The sequence below is a fragment of the Rhizobium sp. BK379 genome (assembly GCF_014193955.1).
Classification (GTDB): domain Bacteria; phylum Pseudomonadota; class Alphaproteobacteria; order Rhizobiales; family Rhizobiaceae; genus Rhizobium.
In genome coordinates, this window is sequence record NZ_JACIAD010000002.1 from 782,605 (window position 1) to 799,058 (window position 16,454).

Consider the following 16,454-nt stretch of genomic DNA (forward strand, 5'->3'; position numbering starts at 1 on the left):
AAATTTTTACCCTTTCTTCTGACGGGATGGAAACAAAGCTGCGCTAATCTGGCTCCCAATACATCGGACCGAAAAGTGTGAAACGGTTTTCGGACAGCCGATGCTCGAACAAACTGAGAGCGGTGGACCGTTTTCCCGTCGCTGCTCTCAAGGGAGACGGAGTAATATTGATGCGTCGGATTTTCCTCAGTGCGGTATTCCTGCTGGCGGCTGGTTCCGTCATGGCGGGATCGATCGAAGTGGTCGGACCGAGCAAGGCGAAGGAAACAGGCAGCATCATTACCGAAACCTGCGACCACTGCCCGCCGCTTCAGACGGAAGCCTCCAAGAAGGATTATTCGGTGCCGGAACTTCTTCCCGGCGCCTTCCAGCAGGCCGAGGTCCGTGATGTCGACGGAGAAAAGAAAATTTATCGTACCGAAAATTGGATGGGTGGTTCCCCCGTCCTCTTCGTGAGCAAGGCAACGCCCGAGCAGATGCTTGCGCTGGCCCCGTCGGCACCCGTCGAGGGCATCGACAATGTGGCGACAGCTGCCGTTATCGGCAGCGATGCCAAGCCGGTGGCGGCTGGCGTTGTTGGAACCTTGCCTCTCGACGTCTCCGCGTTTGAGCTCCGTTTCTAGTCGGATCCTTTTGCCACTCCTATCGCAGTTTCGATCACCGCGAACGCACTCTGAACAGAAGCAGGGTGCGTTTTTCTATTAAAATAAGTATATTCTAATTTACATGATTGCATTCGCGACTTGATTGCAACTTATACAAGTCTGCAAGAAGACACCCATCAATTCTACTAGTCCGCTCGAGTAGAAGTCGTGCCTTTGTTAAATGATAATTTAGTCATCCTCTCTAATTTTACTTAGGGAGGACCGGAGAGCGCATGAACGCGTTAGCTGGGCGCGCGATTTCTCGCGCGCAGGTCGGGAGTTGACCGATCCGGGATATTGCTTTTCACCTTTTCCGTGAGGTCAATCATGAAGAAGCTCAAGATTGCCCATCAGCTTTTTGCGCTGGTCGGTGTTCTGATGGCTGCATTTGCAGTCGCGACCTATTTTGAAATCCGTACATCCGAGCAGGCGATCTATGATGAGCGTTTCGACATGCTGCGCACGCAGGTCGAATCGGGCATCTCCGTCCTCAACACCTTCTACGAACGCGAGAAGGCCGGCCAGATGACGCATGAGGCCGCCCAGGCGGAAGCCTTCGACATTCTGAAGCGCGTGACCTTCCAGCCATCGGGCTATCTTTTCGGCTTCGACTACAACGTCATCCAGGTCTTCCATCCGAGCCCGGTCAATCTCGGCAAGGACATGAGCGGCCAGGTCGACAAGACGGGCGCGAAATTCAGCCAGGCCCTCGTCGACCATGGCAAGGCCGGCGGCGGCCGTACATACTATTACTGGACCAAGCCCGGCCAGCCGGAAGACCAGGTCTTCCTCAAGGGCGGTTATTCGAAGGCCTTCGAACCCTGGAAGATCGTCGTCGGCACGGGTGTTTATCTCGACGACCTGCAGGCCAAGGTCAATGAGACGATGTGGAAGGCTCTCACGGCCTGCGCCATCGTCTTCGTTGGCGGTATCGGCGCTGCCTTCTACTTCATCCGCGGCATATCGAACCCTCTGAAGGACGTTCATAACGCCCTGCAGGCGGTTGCCGAGGAAGATGTCTCTCTGAAGATCCCGCATACCGGCATGAACAACGAAGTCGGCATGATGGCGAAGGCGACGCAGTCGCTGCAGGAAAAGATCCGGGAACGCCACGCGATGTCGGATCGCGAGGCTGCCCAGCAGCTGGCTCTCGAGAGCGAGCGCGAAAGCAACCTGCGCCATCAGCAGGACGAAGCCTCGCTGCAGGCCCGCGTCGTCAGCACCATCGGCCAGGCGCTGGAACAGATCGCCCGTGGCGACCTGACGGTTCGTTGCGCCGACATCGGCCAGAAATACGCGGCACTGCGTGACAACTTCAACGATGCGCTCTCGCATCTGGAAGCTGCCATGGCCCAGGTCAGCGCCAAGGGCGGTGACATCGGTGTGGCCAAGGAAGAGATCCGTCGTGCCTCCAACGAGCTGTCGCAGCGCACCGAGCGCCAGGCCGCCAGCCTGGAAGAAACCTCGGCTGCTCTCGATGAGCTGACCGTCGCCGTTCGCCAGACGGCCGACGGTGCCCATGAGGCCAGCAAGCGGGTTCACTCGGTCTCGACCGAAGCGACCCACAGCGATGCGATCGTCACCCAGGCGATCGAAGCCATGAGCGGCATCGAGAAGTCCTCGTCCGAGATCACCAAGATCATCGGCGTCATCGACGAGATCGCCTTCCAGACGAACCTTCTGGCGCTGAACGCCGGTGTCGAGGCAGCACGAGCCGGCGAAAGCGGCAAGGGCTTTGCCGTCGTCGCTCAGGAAGTGCGCGAACTGGCGCAGCGCTCGGCTGCTGCCGCCAAGGAGATCAAGGATCAGATCGCTCGCTCCTCCAGCCAGGTCGACCACGGTGTCCGCCTCGTCGGCGAGGCAGGCGAAGCGCTGAAGCGCATCTCCGACCAGATCAAGGCTGCCAACGAAATCGTCGCCAAGATCGCCCACAGCGCCTCCGAGCAGGATACGACGCTGCGCTCGATCTCGTCCTCGATGAACCAGCTCGACGCCGCCACCCAGCAGAACGCCGCCATGGCCGAAGAGACGACGGCATCGGCTGAAACGCTGGCTGCCGATACCGACGAGTTGCTGAACCTCATCCGCGGCTTCCGCATCGGCAATGCTGCTGCGGCTCCGGTCATGCATCAGGGTCGCCGCGCCGCTTAAGACGGGGCGACTGCAAGCCTTTTCATCACCAAAATATTAGCGGACCGCCGGATGAATATCCGGCGGTTTTGCTTTTGGTATACCCCCAGATTTGTAGGGAAATTTTGTCTAAAATCTAATAAAATTAAAGCTTTATTATAGGATGAATGCCAATCGTAGCGAACCGGTCGCAGCATGTTCTTTTAGCAGCGGTAGATGCGTCGCCTTTATCCGGCGCGCTCGCACAGGCGGTAGAAAACCGCACCGGAATGCAGCCACCCATTCCCGTTGCGAGGCATCATGAAAAATTTGAAAATATCGAAACAGCTTATATTGCTGGTCGTCGGTCTGATGATCGCGTTTGCGATCGCAACCACCCTCCAGGTCCGCTCCTCGGTCAATGCGATCTACAAGGAGCGCTACGACATGCTGCGCTCGGAGGTCCAGTCCGCGGTCTCCGTTCTCAAGCTCTATCAGGCGAAGGTGACTTCAGGCGAACTGAAGCTGGAAGACGCCCAGAAGCAGGCCTATTCCACCCTGAACGCCATGAAATACGACCCCGACGGTTATTTCTTCGGCTACAGCTACGACATCCAGATGATGTTCCACTACGACGCCTCGAAGGTCGGGCAGATCAACAAGGGTCAGCCGGATAGCAAGGGCAAGCTCTATCGCGAAGAGCTGGTCAAGGTTGGGCAGCAGGGCGGCGGTCTCGTCGAATATTATTCCACGGCCAAGCCGGGACAGCCCGTTGGTGACTATCGCAAGACGGCCTATGCACTGGCTTTCGACCCTTGGAAGGTCGTTGTCGTCACCGGCGTCTACATGGACGATCTCGATGCCCAGGTGAACGACAAGATCCTGTCTGCACTGTCCGGCAGCATCGTGCTGTTCTTTATCGCCATCGTGGCCGCCTATCTGGTCATCCGTGGCATATCGAACCCTCTGAAGGACGTTCACACGGCGCTGCAGGCGGTTGCCGAGGAAGATGTCTCCCTGAAGATCCCGCATACCGGCATGAACAACGAAGTCGGCATGATGGCGAAGGCGACGCAGTCGCTGCAGGAAAAGATCCGGGAACGCCACGCGATGTCGGATCGCGAGGCTGCCCAGCAGCTGGCTCTCGAGAGCGAGCGCGAAAGCAACCTGCGCCATCAGCAGGACGAAGCCTCGCTGCAGGCCCGCGTCGTCAGCACCATCGGCCAGGCGCTGGAACAGATCGCCCGCGGCGACCTGACGGTGCGTTGCGCCGATATCGGCCAGAAATATGCGGCACTGCGTGACAACTTCAACGATGCGCTCTCGCATCTGGAAGCTGCCATGGCCCAGGTCAGCGCCAAGGGTGGTGACATCGGCGTCGCCAAGGAAGAGATCCGCCGTGCCTCCAACGAGCTGTCGCAGCGCACCGAGCGCCAGGCCGCCAGCCTGGAAGAAACCTCGGCTGCTCTCGATGAGCTGACCGTCGCCGTTCGCCAGACCGCCGATGGTGCGCATGAAGCCAGCAAGCGGGTTCACTCGGTCTCGACCGAAGCCACCCACAGCGATGCGATCGTCACCCAGGCCATCGAAGCCATGAGCGGCATCGAGAAGTCCTCGTCCGAGATCACCAAGATCATCGGCGTCATCGACGAGATCGCCTTCCAGACGAACCTGCTGGCGCTCAACGCCGGTGTCGAGGCAGCACGTGCCGGCGAAAGCGGCAAGGGCTTTGCCGTCGTCGCCCAGGAAGTGCGCGAACTGGCCCAGCGCTCGGCTGCTGCCGCCAAGGAGATCAAGGATCAGATCGCCCGTTCGTCCAGCCAGGTCGACCACGGTGTCCGCCTCGTCGGCGAGGCAGGCGAAGCGCTGAAGCGCATCTCCGACCAGATCAAGGCTGCCAACGAAATCGTCGCCAAGATCGCCCACAGCGCCTCCGAGCAGGATACGACGCTGCGCTCAATCTCGTCTTCGATGAACCAGCTCGACGCCGCCACCCAGCAGAACGCTGCCATGGCCGAAGAGACCACGGCATCGGCCGAGACGCTGGCTGCCGATACCGACGAGTTGCTGAACCTCATCCGCGGCTTCCGCATCGGCAATGCCGCTGCGGCTCCGGTCATGCATCAGGGTCGCCGCGCCGCTTAAGACGGGGCGACTGCAAGCGATTTTATCACGAAAGAAGTTAGCGGCCGCCGGTATCCCCGGCGGCCGTGCCGTTGACGCCGATGCGTTCGATCAGCCGGTCGATCTCGCGGTCGGAAAAGACTTCAATGCCTGCCCGTTTCAGTGCCGCCGCGGTAACGCCGTTCCCGGCCCGCCGGTTGCCCGAGAAGGAGCCGTCATAGATAAAACCGGAACCGCAGGACGGGCTGCCGTCGATCAGCAGCGCATAGCGGCAGCCGCTGTCGACCGCGAGCCGCACGGCATTTTCCGCCGCCCGCAGGAATTCCTCTGTCACATCGCCACCGGTCAGTTCCACGACGCGGGCAGCTCCTGCCAGCACATCCTCGCCGTCAGCCGCATCGCCGATTTCGGCAGGTGGCCGCGGCACCGGCATGCCGGCCGACATTTCCGGACAGATTGTCACGATCAGGCCTTCCTGCATCCAGCGTTCGATTGCCGGATGGACGAGAGGTTTCGCGCGTCCGTCATATCGGACGGCATGGCCCATGAGACAGGCACTGACGAGGATCTTGGACACCATGGAGGGAGCTTTAATGGATATTCATGCAGGCGTCACCGCCTGACGTCAGGCACAGCCTCGGCAACGCAGTTCCGAAACCAGCGCTGCGCCGGATGGGCGTCGTTGCGTCGATGCCATGACATGACGAAGGGGATGGGCTCCAGCATGAGCGGTGGCTCCAACAGGGTAAGTTCGTGCGCATGGCCGGAGGCTGCCACGACACCGGCCATCAAGGTTGCGATCATGTCGGAGCGGGCAATCAAGAGCGGTGCGGCATACATATTGGGAAGCGTTAGCGCGAGCCGCCGCTGAAGTCCCTCCTTGACAAGCGCCGTATCGACATGGCCGAAACGCTCGTTCTCAGGCGAGACGAGCAGGTGGGGAAGAGCCAGAAAGGCGTCGAGATCGAGCGCCTTGGCTGCAGCCGGATGATCCTTCCTGACGATGCTGACGAAACGCTCCTCAAACAGAGGCTGGGTCAGAATGCGCCCGGTTTTCGTTGCCGGCACGCCCACCGTCACATCGGCCTCTCCTGCATCCAGGAGATCGATGGCATCGTTACGCGCGCTGAAATTCCGGACCTGTAATGTTGCAGCCGGAGCCGCCTTGGCGAAATGCGCAACGAGTTGCGGCAGAAGCGCGAAAGTCGGGTGGTCGGAGAGGCCGATCGTGAAGGCAGCAGAGGAGGTCGCGGGATCGAACGCCTGAGTGAAATCAAGTGTGCGCTGGATATCGGCAAGAGCGCGTGACAATGGCTCGGCGAGATCAAGCGCTCTTGGCGTCGGCTGCAGGCCCTGCGGCCCTCGCACCAGAAGCTCGTCTTTCAGCAGGCTTCGCAACCGCGCCAAGGCAGCGCTCATGGCCGGTTGTGTGCGGCCGATGCGAATGCCGGCCTTCGTCACGCTGCGCTCCTTCATGAGCGCGTCGAAGGCGACAAGCAGGTTGAGATCGATCCCATGTAAATCCATGGCGTGGATGAATGCACATACTCCATATCAATTTCAAGCATGCCGAGATCGGCGCTACCTTCGCCCGGTCGCAACATAAACCGGGCAGGAGTTCATCATGCCATTCGCAAATTACAAGTTTCCCGAGGGTACCCTGACGTCGGAGCAGAAGGAGGACATCATCCTCCGCACGACCGCCATGTTCGTTGACTTTTTCGGGGAGGGCGTCCGCCCCTACACGATGGTTCTCGTCGATGAAGTCGTCGACGGCGGCTATGGCCGCGCCGGCGAAACGCTGACCATCGCCAAGATGCAAAAGGGACGATAAGGGCAAAAGCAAAATGGGGCCATCTGGCCCCATTTTTTGTCGGCCGCTCAGCCGGCGATCTTCGAGAAATCCGCCACCGTACCGGTCGCCGCCCGGATCATCCGCAACAGCGCAAGACGGTTGGCTCGGATCGCGGCATCCTCGTCATTGACCAGCACATCGGTGAAGAAGCGGTCGACGGGGGCACGCAGCTTTGACAGCGCTTCCATGGCCGAGCGGAAGTCTTCATGCGCAACGGCGCCGGCAGCTTCCGACGCAGCCTTGCTGATGGCCGCGAACAGTTCCTTTTCAGCGTCGAGTTTCAGCAAGGCCTCGGAAACGCCGTCCGCAACGACAGTGCCCTTCTTCTCCTCGGCGGCCAGAAGCTGCGTCGCGCGCTTGGTGCCGGCCAGAAGGTTGATGCCGTCTTCCGAGGTGATGAAGGCGGTCAGCGCCTCGACACGGCGGGCGACCATCAGGAGGTCGTCGGATTCAGGCGTCAAGACCGCATCGATAAGATCGTGGCGGGCGCCCTGGTCGCGCAGATAGACCTTCAGGCGATCATGGAAGAAGGAGAGCAGGTCGAACTGCCGCGACAGGTCGTCGGTAGCAATATTGGCGCCGATATCCATGTCGATGCGCTGCATATGGGAGATGATGCGCGGCAATAGTGTCACGCGGGCACGCTTTTCGAGCAGGATGCGGATAATGCCGAGCGCGGCACGGCGCAATGCAAACGGATCCTTCGAGCCGGTTGGCTTTTCGTCGATCGCCCAGAAACCGATCAGCGTATCGAGCTTGTCGGCGAGCGCCACCGTGATCGCAACCTTGTCGTCAGGCACGCGGTCGGATGGGCCCTGCGGCTTGTAATGGTCTTCTATGGCGGTGGAAACCGAGACATCTTCGCCCTGCAGCGCCGCATATTTGCGGCCCATGACACCCTGCAGTTCCGGGAATTCGCCGACCGCTTCGGTGCGCAGGTCCGCCTTGCAGAGAACCGCGGCGCGATCCACCACCTTGTAATCGGCACCAACAGGCATGGCGATCTTGGCAGCCATCGCCCGGATGCGCTCGACGCGGTCGCCCTGCGTGCCGAGCTTGGCATGGAAGGTCACATTCAGCGCGTCGAGCTTGGCCATGCGCTGGTCGAGCGGCTTGGCAAGGTCGAGGCCGAATTTCTTGGCGGAAGCTTCCAGCGTTTCGAGGTCCGGCAGGTTGCCCTGGTCGCGCTTCCAGAAATGCAGCGCGTCGGACAGGCGCGCACGCACGACCTTGCCGTTGCCGTGGACGATTTCCTTGCCACCGTCAGTCGCCTGGATGTTGGAAACGAGGATGAACTTGTTCGAAAGCGTCTCTTCGCCCTGTTTGCGGGTTACGAAGCATTTCTGGTTGGTCTTGATGGTCAGGCGAATGATCTCCGACGGGATCGAAAGGTAATCCTCCTCGAAGGAGCCTATCAGCACCTGCGGCCATTCGACGAGGCCGGAGACCTCTTCCAGCAGGCCTTCGTCCTCGACCAGCTCCAGCCCGCTGGCAAAGGCAATATCGCGAGCGTCATGCAGGATGATATCCTTGCGCCGTTCCGCATCGAGGATGACCTTCGCCTTTTCGAGGCTCGCGACATAATCGTCGAAACGCTTGACGGTGATCGCCTCGGGCGCGTGGAAGCGATGGCCGTAGGTCACGTTGGAGGCGACGAGACCATCGATCTCGAAGGGAATGACAACGGTTTCTTCATGCTCGCTGCCGAAGGTGCAGACGATCGACTGCAGCGGGCGCACCCAGCGCAGCGAACCCGGCTGCGAGGAAGCCTTGCCCCAACGCATCGACTTAGGCCACGGGAAATCCTTGATGATGCCGGGCATGACTTCGGCGATGATCTCTTCCGCGCTGCGACCCGGTTTGGAGATGACGGCAACGTAGAAATCGCCCTTCTTGGGATCGCTGACGACCTGCGCTTCGGAAATGGAGGAAAGGCCGGCGCCACGCAGGAAGCCCTCGATCGCCTTTTCATTAGCGTCGGTACGCGGCCCCTTGCGCTCTTCGCGCACATCGGCGGAGCGGGCCGTCAGGCCGTGAATATCGAGCGTCAGGCGGCGCGGCGTCCAATATTCGCGCGCACCTTCGTATGTCAGGCCTGCTTCCACCAGGGCATCGGTCAGGAGCTTCTTGAGATCGCCGGCGGCCTTGCGCTGCATGCGGGCGGGGATCTCTTCGGAGCGAAGTTCGAGAAGCAGGTTCGGCATGGTACTCTTTTCCTGGCGCCTGCAGGGCAGGGGCAATCAAAAATGGTCGCCTCTGCTACCAAAGAATGCCGCATCTGCACAACCGCAAAAACAGGAAGAAGAAGGCTCAATTGCGCCTCAGTCATGCCGCTTAAATCGCTGGGAGCGCTGCCTTCAACTGTGGAAAGCGGCGGGAGGCATTGCCTTGCCGCTTTTCGCCGCTATGGTCCGCCCACCCTAACAAACCGCAGGAAATCCCATGGCCGCTGACCTTCGTTCGCTCGCAGCAAGCATCTCCGCTGAAATCAATGCCCGGCCCGATCAGGCCAAGGCTGCGATCGAGCTGCTGGACGAAGGCGCGACAGTGCCGTTCATTGCCCGCTACCGCAAGGAAGTGACCGGCGGTCTCGACGATACGCAGCTGCGCACACTGGCCGAACGTCTGGTCTATCTGCGCGAGCTCGAAGCCCGCCGCGATACGATCATCGAATCCGTCACCGGCCAGGGCAAGATGACCGAGCAATTGATGGCGAAGCTTTCGGGCGCCGCCACCAAGGCCGAGCTTGAAGACCTCTACCTGCCCTACAAGCCGAAGCGTCGCACCCGGGCCGAAATCGCCAGGGAACGCGGCCTCGGCCCGCTTGCCGAGGCGATCCTTGCCGACCGCAGCAAGGAGCCGGCAACGCTCGCCGAAGCCTATATCACCGCCGACGTGCCCGACGTGAAGACGGCGCTCGAAGGCGCGCGCGACATCGTCGCCGAAGGTTTTGCCGAAAATGCCGATCTGCTCGGCAAGCTGCGCGCCCATCTGCGCAATGCCGCACTTCTGAAAGCCAAGGTCGTGGATGGCAAGCAGGCGACCGGCGAGAAATTCTCGGACTATTTCGATCATTCCGAACGCTGGGCGACGGCTCCCGGCCACCGCGCGCTCGCCATGCTTCGCGGCTGGAATGAGGAAGTGCTGACGCTGACGATCGAGGCTGATGCCGAGATCGCCTCGCCGAACAAGCCGGTCGAGCGCATGATTGCGACCGCCTATGAAATCGGCGCGTCGCGCCCCGGCGACCGCTGGCTGATGGATGCCGCAAGCTGGACCTGGCGTGTGAAGCTCTCCATGTCGCTGTCGCTCGACCTGATGCGCGAGTTGCGCGAGAGGGCGGAGGAAGAAGCGATCCATGTCTTTGCCCGCAATCTCAAGGATCTGCTTCTGGCAGCACCCGCCGGTTCGCGCGCCACGATGGGCCTCGATCCGGGTATCCGCACCGGCGTCAAGGTCGCGATCATCGATGGCACCGGCAAGCTGCTCGATACGGCGACCGTCTATCCGTTCCCGCCGAAGAACGATGTGCGCGGCACACAGGCCGAACTTGCCTCGTTGATCCGCAAGCATAATGTCGAACTGATCGCCATAGGTAACGGCACCGGCAGCCGCGAGACGGAAAAACTGGTAACCGATATGCTTGCCGCCCTTCCGGCGCCCAAACCCACCAAGGTCATCGTCTCGGAAGCCGGCGCTTCCGTCTATTCGGCGTCTGAAACCGCAGCCGCTGAATTTCCGCAGCTGGATGTGTCGCTGCGCGGCGCCGTCTCCATCGCGCGGCGCCTGCAGGACCCGCTCGCCGAACTCGTCAAGATCGAGCCGAAGTCGATCGGCGTCGGCCAGTACCAGCACGATGTCGATCAGACGAAGCTCTCCCGCTCGCTCGATGCCGTCGTTGAAGATGCCGTGAATGCCGTCGGTGTCGATCTCAATACCGCGTCGGCGCCGCTCCTGTCGCGCGTCTCTGGCCTCGGCCGCTCGATCGCCGATGCGATCGTCCTGCACCGCGACCAGAATGGTGCTTTCGGGAGCCGCAAGGATCTCCTGAAGGTAGCCCGGCTCGGCCAGCGCACCTTCGAACAGGCGGCCGGCTTCCTGCGCATCCCTGATGGCAGGGAGCCGCTCGACGCTTCTTCCGTGCATCCGGAAGCCTATGGTGTCGCAAAGAAGATCGTCGCTGCTTGCGGCCGCGACTTGCGTTCGCTGATGGGCGACAGCGCCACGCTGAAGGCGCTCGACCCGCGCAAGTTCATCGACGAGAAGTTCGGCCTGCCGACGGTCAAGGACATCATCGCCGAACTCGACAAGCCCGGCCGCGACCCGCGCCCGAGCTTCAAGACCGCGACCTTCGCCGAAGGCATCAACGAAATCAGCGACCTGAAGCCGGGCATGATGCTGGAAGGCACGGTGACCAACGTCGCGGCCTTCGGTGCTTTCGTCGATATCGGCGTGCATCAGGATGGCCTGGTCCACGTGTCCCAGCTTGCCGACCGCTTCATCAAGGATCCTCACGAAATCGTGAAGGCTGGCGATGTCGTCAAGGTTCGTGTGGTTGAGGTGGATGTGAAGCGCAAGCGCATCGGCCTCTCCATGCGCAAGGATGACGGCGTTTCCGCGGGTTCTCCGCGTGCTGAGTCGCGCCCAAATGCCGGCCAGCGCCCGCAACAGGACCGCAAGCCGGCACAGTCCAAGCCGCAGAGCCAGGGCGCATTCGGCGCGGCGCTCGCCGAAGCCATGAAGCGAAAATAAGGGCTTAGCCCCTATATTTGCAAAAATGTCACACTTTGGCAATTGAATCTGCGGAGTGCTAAATCCGGCGCTTGTAAGGCAGAAGAGAGCTATTAAGTTGATGTGACCATCCTGTCACATTTGCGAGGCGTCCATGGCGTCGGCATTCTTATCGATTGTCCAAAAAATTGTCCGCAAGGGTTCTTTGACCCTTACGCTCGCCAACGGCGAGACCCACACGATTGGCGATGGCACCGGGGAACCGGTTGCCGCTCGTCTTGCCGATCAGGAAGCCGAGGATGCGATCCGTCGCGATCCGACGCTGAAGCTCGGCGAAATGTATATGGAAGGCCGGTTCATCCTCGAACAGGGCAACATCTACGACTTCCTCGCCTTGGTGAAGCAGAACACCACCAACGAAATCTTCGATTTCAAGATGGCCGCCCTGCTCATCGGCCGCATCGCCATGCAGCAGCTCAAGAGCCGCATACCGGTCAACCATAACAAGCGTAATGTCGCCCACCATTACGACCTGTCGGAAAAGCTCTTCGAACTCTTCCTCGATGAGGACTGGCAATATTCCTGTGCCTATTTCGATCCGCCGGGCATTGGCCTGGAAGAGGCGCAGGTTGCCAAGAAGCGCCACATCGCGGCCAAGCTCAATCCGCAACCGGGTCAGCGCGTGCTGGAAATCGGCTCCGGCTGGGGCGGCATGGCCATGTATCTCGCGGAATCGACGCCCGGCCTTGATGTTACCGGCATCACGCTCAGCGAAGAGCAGCTGAAGATTTCCCGCGAACGGGCTCAGAAACGCGGTCTTACCGATCGCGTCCGCTTCGAGCTGCAGGACTATCGTTACCTGACGGGCAAGAAGTTCGACCGTATCGTCTCGGTCGGCATGTTCGAACATGTCGGCATCGGCAATTACGGCAACTTCTTCAAGAAGGTGCACGAACTGCTGGATGACAACGGCGTCATGCTGCTGCATTCGATCGCGCGTCCGAAGCCGAGTTTCGCCACCAACGCATTCATCGAGAAATATATCTTCCCGCAGGGCTATATTCCCTCGATCGCCGAAACGCTGGTTCCGCTTGAAAAGGCCGGCCTGCTGACCCGCGACGTCGAAGTGCTGCCTCTTCACTATGCCTATACGCTGCGCCACTGGCGCGAGCGCTTCGTGGCCCGCAGGCAAGAGGCGGTGGCACTTTACGACGAGAAGTTCTTCCGCATGTGGGAATTCTATCTGGCTGGCTCCGAAATGGGCTTCCGCTGGGATGAACTTTTCATCGAGCAGATCCAGATCACCAAGAACCAGTTTGCGACGCCCGATAACCGGAATTACATTCCGCAAAACGAGACGAAGCTCCGGGAATTCGAGGCGACGCGCCCACCCCTGGAAAAATTCACCTTCTGATGTCGAAAGCGCGGCTGGGCCGCGCTTTTTCTTTTTGGAGAGACGGATATGAGCGCATTTCCTGAAATCACCATCGTGCGCCATGGCGAGACGGCATGGTCGCGGTCCGGCCAGCATACTGGCCGCAGCGATATCCCGCTGACCGAAAATGGCGAGGCGGCGGCACGCGCGCTTGCTCCGCGGCTTTCAGGTCTTTCGGTATCCGCCGTCTGGTCGAGCCCGTCGCAGAGGGCGCGCAATACCTGTGCGCTTGCTGGTTTCGGGGAGGGCGCAATCATCAAGGCCGATCTCGCCGAATGGGATTACGGCGCCTATGAAGGCATCACCACCAAGGAAATCCTCGCCAAGCGTCCCGGCTGGCGGCTCTTTCGCGATGGTTGCCCGGATGGTGAAGCGGCAAGCAATGTCGGTGCCCGTGCGGATCGTATCATCGCCGAACTGCGCGAGGCCAATGCACCGATCCTGATCTTTTCGAGCTCGCATTTCCTGCGCGTTCTCGGCGCCCGCTGGCTCGGCCTGCCGCCGGAGGATGGCTCCCGCTTCATTCTGGATACAACGAGCGTCAGTGTCCTCGGCTACGAGCACGATCTGACCGAGCCGGTCATCCGCCGCTGGAACCAGAAGTAATTCTGATCCCCTCGATCTCGCTCTCTTGGTTAAGAATGACGTAACACCCTCGCTATAAATGTAGCGACCGCCGCCGTCCGCGGCCGTTCTTGTATTGCGTTTTTCTGGAGTGCGGATTGTGTTTAATCGATCAGTCGTATCGATCTCCTTAGCTATTGCCCTTGCTTCATTCAGCACCGCTTCTGCTCAGGAAGGCGGCCATTGGTGGTCGGGTGACTGGTATCTGAAAGTCGGCGTATCGGGCTTTTCAGCACCGAAATTCGAAGGCGCGTCGACCAACGAATTCAAGTTCAGCCCGCTGATCTCTGCAGGACGTCAAGGTCCCGGCCCGCGTTTTTCCTCGCGCAACGACAATCCCTCGTTCGCCCTTGTTGATAACAGCCGCTTCCGCGCCGGTATCGTCGGCCGCTACGTGCCGCAGCGTGACCAGGATGACGACAGCGATCTGCGCGGGCTGAAGAAGGTCAAATGGGGCGCCGAAATCGGTGGTTTTGCGGAAGTCTATCCGACCGACTGGCTGCGCGCTCGCGCCGAAGTGCGCCAGGGCATCCGCTCGCATGACGGGCTTGTGGCCGACGTGGCTCTTGATGCCTTCACCGATATCGCGCCCGATTTGCAGCTATCGGGAGGCCCGCGTGCCACCTTTGCGACCAGCGGCTATTTCCATTCCTATTATGGCGTCAACGAAGCGCAGTCGGCTGCAAGCGGACTGAAGCCATATGATCCCTCGGGCGGCATCCAGTCGTACGGTGCCGGCACCGCACTCACCTGGAACGCAACGGAGAACCTGTCGACGAGCGCCTTCGCGGAATATAAGCGCCTCGCTGGTCCGGCAGCCGACAGCAGCCTCGTGCGGGAGAAAGGGTCGAAGAACCAGTTCCTGATCGGTGTGTCGGCAAGCTACAAGTTCAATTTCACGCTGAACTGATCGGCTATTCGAATCGTCTAAACCCAGCCGGCCATCGATGCGATGAACTTCCTTTGTCGCGCAGGGCAGTTCCCTTGCGGGACGAAACACCTCCATCGAGCCGCGAAGGGCGACCTCGGAGGCGATGAAGTCTTGACCATCAACGCCGCCCGTCGCTAGATGTCCGCATGCAACAGATTGATGGTCTCAACGGGCGCGTTGCCGATGCGCCCTCGGATAATTGGGTTTATCGCATCCTGCCGCCCTGGCTGTGGCCCTATGCGCAGCTTGCGCGCTGGGACCGGCCGATCGGATGGCAGCTTCTCATGTGGCCCTGCTTCTGGTCGGCCACGCTTGCCGCCAATGCGGCAATCGAACCGCGTGTGTTTTCCGGCGCCCTGCTTCTCTACCATCTGTTCCTGTATTTTATAGGCTCTGTCGCCATGCGCGGCGCCGGCTGCACCTATAATGACCTTGTCGACCACGAGATCGACACGCAGGTGGCGCGCACCCGCTCGCGTCCTCTGCCCTCAGGGCGTGTTACGCGCAGGCAGGCGAAGATCTTCATCGCACTGCAGGCGCTGGTCGGCCTCTTCGTGCTGTTACAGTTCAACTGGTTTGCCGTGCTTCTCGGCGTTCTGTCGCTCGGCGTGGTCGCCCTCTATCCCTTCGCCAAGCGCTTTACCGACTGGCCGCAATTCTTCCTCGGTCTTGCCTTTTCCTGGGGCGCGCTCATGGGCTGGGCAGGCATTTTCGGTAGCCTCTCCTTCTCTGCCGTCCTGCTTTACCTTGCCTCGGTGGTCTGGACGATCGGTTACGACACGATCTACGCTCATCAGGACAAGGAGGATGACGAACTGATCGGCGTTCGCTCGACGGCCCGCCTGTTCGGCGAGCGCACACATCTTGCGCTTATCGGCCTGTACGGGCTGACCCTAGTGCTGATGTTCCTGTCCTTCGCGCTTGCCGGCGTCGGCATTCTGGCCTTCATCGGCCTGTTGATTGCGGCCGGAATGTTCGCCTGGCAGATCAGAACGCTCGACATCGACGACGGCGCTCAGTGCCTGGCGCTCTTCAAATCGAACACCCGAGTTGGGTGGATCATCTTCCTCGGCCTGTTCGTCTCGCTGCTTTTCGCCATTCCTTGAACTGATATGAGGAATGTCCGTTAAATGAAAAACCCGGCGCGATGGCCGGGTTTGAAAACGGGTCGGAATGTATCGCTCAGTTGCGAGCGATGATTTCCTTGCCTTCGATCTTCATGAGGACGCCGAGCTTGCCGGTCGTGCGGCGCACGAGGAAGCGCGGGCGACGGTTTGCGAAATAGGAGTGGCGGCGGCGCGGCTTCATTTCGCTGGTGCGCAGCCCGCCGAGATGTTCTTCGAGGGGGCGGGCGATGCCATCGGCTTCCACCATCAGCATGGGAATACCGAAGGCTTCCGACCAGCTGCGCCAGTCGGCGGCGATGTCGCCGAGATCGTGGGCGACGAGCAGCGGGATGCAGAGTTCCGGATCTTCGTGATGCAGCTCGAGCGTCACTGTGACTTCACCATTGCCGTGGTCGATGGCGCGGGCTGCAACGCCCTTGAAGACACGTCGCGGCAGGGCGATAGAGAGTGGCAGGCCGCTGGAGGGGAGAATCTTGCGCAGGACTGCGCCGCGTTCGTCGATCGTTATGCTGACGTCACCGGTATCGTCGTGGATGGCATAGCTTACCTGCTGCGGAAAGCGAGACGGATCAAGACGCAATGTCGTGCCAGCCCAGACGGGCTTCAGAACGGTATTCTTCATTTCATTTCTACCCTTGTCTTACCTGAGAGCCGGTTTCCGGTCTTCTCCTTGGGACTTTTCGTCCTCTATGGCCCGACAATAGGCGGCCCCCGTTCCGTACAGCTTAAAAATTGCGGTTAAGAAAATCCTGCCTCCGGGGATGGTTAGCAAAAACGAATATGGCACGGTTTCCGGAATATGAACGCGGCCCCGTGCCAGAGCAGGACAGCTTCAGGTAAGTCTCGGGTAAGTTTTGCGTGGCAAAATGCTCGC

General features: G+C 60.4%; 13 protein-coding genes. 9 read left to right on the forward strand and 4 right to left on the reverse strand.

Going from position 1 to position 16,454, the window contains the following annotated elements:
• Window positions 1-170 precede the first annotated feature (170 nt).
• The 3 genes from FHT93_RS14860 (at window position 171) to FHT93_RS14870 (ending at window position 4,898) form a co-directional block, all read left to right on the forward strand.
• Window positions 171-623, forward strand: a complete 453-nt coding sequence (locus FHT93_RS14860) for a plant virulence effector HPE1-like domain-containing protein (RefSeq protein WP_113014684.1) — start codon at window positions 171-173, stop codon at window positions 621-623.
• Between the two features lie 348 nt (window positions 624-971).
• Window positions 972-2,795: a methyl-accepting chemotaxis protein gene (locus FHT93_RS14865; protein ID WP_183848139.1), complete on the forward strand. Its 1,824-nt coding sequence runs from the start codon at window positions 972-974 to the stop codon at window positions 2,793-2,795.
• Between the two features lie 279 nt (window positions 2,796-3,074).
• Window positions 3,075-4,898: a methyl-accepting chemotaxis protein gene (locus tag FHT93_RS14870; protein ID WP_183848141.1), complete on the forward strand. Its 1,824-nt coding sequence runs from the start codon at window positions 3,075-3,077 to the stop codon at window positions 4,896-4,898.
• A gap of 37 nt (window positions 4,899-4,935) precedes the next feature.
• Here FHT93_RS14870 and FHT93_RS14875 read toward each other — a convergent pair whose 3' ends face one another.
• Together FHT93_RS14875 and FHT93_RS14880 are read right to left on the reverse strand one after the other, a co-directional pair.
• Window positions 4,936-5,457, reverse strand: coding sequence for a DUF523 domain-containing protein (locus tag FHT93_RS14875; protein ID WP_183848143.1), 522 nt, complete (start codon window positions 5,455-5,457; stop codon window positions 4,936-4,938).
• Window positions 5,458-5,489: 32 nt separating this feature from the next.
• Window positions 5,490-6,404 (reverse strand): LysR family transcriptional regulator, encoded by a 915-nt coding sequence (locus tag FHT93_RS14880; protein ID WP_183848145.1) that lies wholly within the window; start codon window positions 6,402-6,404, stop codon window positions 5,490-5,492.
• A 97-nt stretch (window positions 6,405-6,501) separates the two neighbouring features.
• Between FHT93_RS14880 and FHT93_RS14885 the strand changes: the two genes are divergently transcribed.
• Entirely contained in the window at window positions 6,502-6,711 is a 210-nt protein-coding gene (locus tag FHT93_RS14885; RefSeq protein WP_112542906.1) for a 4-oxalocrotonate tautomerase family protein, read from the forward strand.
• A gap of 47 nt (window positions 6,712-6,758) precedes the next feature.
• Here the strand turns inward: FHT93_RS14885 and glyS are convergent, their stop codons facing one another.
• Window positions 6,759-8,936: a glycine--tRNA ligase subunit beta gene (glyS, locus tag FHT93_RS14890; RefSeq protein ID WP_183848147.1), complete on the reverse strand. Its 2,178-nt coding sequence runs from the start codon at window positions 8,934-8,936 to the stop codon at window positions 6,759-6,761.
• Between the two features lie 238 nt (window positions 8,937-9,174).
• On the opposite strand from glyS, the gene FHT93_RS14895 reads away from it, so the two are divergent.
• The 5 genes from FHT93_RS14895 (at window position 9,175) to ubiA (ending at window position 15,559) form a co-directional block, all read left to right on the forward strand.
• Window positions 9,175-11,484, forward strand: a complete 2,310-nt coding sequence (locus FHT93_RS14895) for a Tex family protein (protein WP_183848149.1) — start codon at window positions 9,175-9,177, stop codon at window positions 11,482-11,484.
• Between the two features lie 133 nt (window positions 11,485-11,617).
• A complete protein-coding gene (locus FHT93_RS14900) occupies window positions 11,618-12,877 on the forward strand; it encodes a cyclopropane-fatty-acyl-phospholipid synthase family protein (RefSeq protein ID WP_183848151.1) in 1,260 nt (419 codons plus the stop codon).
• Between the two features lie 48 nt (window positions 12,878-12,925).
• Window positions 12,926-13,504 carry a histidine phosphatase family protein gene (locus FHT93_RS14905; RefSeq protein WP_183848153.1) on the forward strand — a complete coding sequence of 193 codons (579 nt, stop codon included), beginning with the start codon at window positions 12,926-12,928 and terminating at the stop codon, window positions 13,502-13,504.
• Window positions 13,505-13,622: 118 nt separating this feature from the next.
• Window positions 13,623-14,432 carry a MipA/OmpV family protein gene (locus tag FHT93_RS14910; RefSeq protein WP_112542911.1) on the forward strand — a complete coding sequence of 270 codons (810 nt, stop codon included), beginning with the start codon at window positions 13,623-13,625 and terminating at the stop codon, window positions 14,430-14,432.
• 167 nt (window positions 14,433-14,599) lie between these two features.
• A complete protein-coding gene (gene ubiA, locus FHT93_RS14915; protein WP_183848155.1) occupies window positions 14,600-15,559 on the forward strand; it encodes a 4-hydroxybenzoate octaprenyltransferase in 960 nt (319 codons plus the stop codon).
• 76 nt (window positions 15,560-15,635) lie between these two features.
• Here the strand turns inward: ubiA and FHT93_RS14920 are convergent, their stop codons facing one another.
• Window positions 15,636-16,202 (reverse strand): DUF6101 family protein, encoded by a 567-nt coding sequence (locus tag FHT93_RS14920; RefSeq protein ID WP_112542913.1) that lies wholly within the window; start codon window positions 16,200-16,202, stop codon window positions 15,636-15,638.
• Between the last annotated feature and the right edge of the window lie 252 nt (window positions 16,203-16,454).

Coding starts and splice junctions, on each gene's coding strand:
- FHT93_RS14920 (WP_112542913.1), bottom strand. CDS start 16,202: ATGAAGAATACCGTTCTGAAGCCCGTCTGGGCTGGCACGACATTGCGT.
- FHT93_RS14860 (WP_113014684.1), top strand. CDS start 171: ATGCGTCGGATTTTCCTCAGTGCGGTATTCCTGCTGGCGGCTGGTTCC.
- FHT93_RS14875 (WP_183848143.1), bottom strand. CDS start 5,457: ATGGTGTCCAAGATCCTCGTCAGTGCCTGTCTCATGGGCCATGCCGTC.
- FHT93_RS14905 (WP_183848153.1), top strand. CDS start 12,926: ATGAGCGCATTTCCTGAAATCACCATCGTGCGCCATGGCGAGACGGCA.
- FHT93_RS14885 (WP_112542906.1), top strand. CDS start 6,502: ATGCCATTCGCAAATTACAAGTTTCCCGAGGGTACCCTGACGTCGGAG.
- FHT93_RS14900 (WP_183848151.1), top strand. CDS start 11,618: ATGGCGTCGGCATTCTTATCGATTGTCCAAAAAATTGTCCGCAAGGGT.
- ubiA (WP_183848155.1), top strand. CDS start 14,600: ATGCAACAGATTGATGGTCTCAACGGGCGCGTTGCCGATGCGCCCTCG.
- FHT93_RS14870 (WP_183848141.1), top strand. CDS start 3,075: ATGAAAAATTTGAAAATATCGAAACAGCTTATATTGCTGGTCGTCGGT.
- FHT93_RS14865 (WP_183848139.1), top strand. CDS start 972: ATGAAGAAGCTCAAGATTGCCCATCAGCTTTTTGCGCTGGTCGGTGTT.
- FHT93_RS14895 (WP_183848149.1), top strand. CDS start 9,175: ATGGCCGCTGACCTTCGTTCGCTCGCAGCAAGCATCTCCGCTGAAATC.
- glyS (WP_183848147.1), bottom strand. CDS start 8,936: ATGCCGAACCTGCTTCTCGAACTTCGCTCCGAAGAGATCCCCGCCCGC.
- FHT93_RS14880 (WP_183848145.1), bottom strand. CDS start 6,404: ATGGATTTACATGGGATCGATCTCAACCTGCTTGTCGCCTTCGACGCG.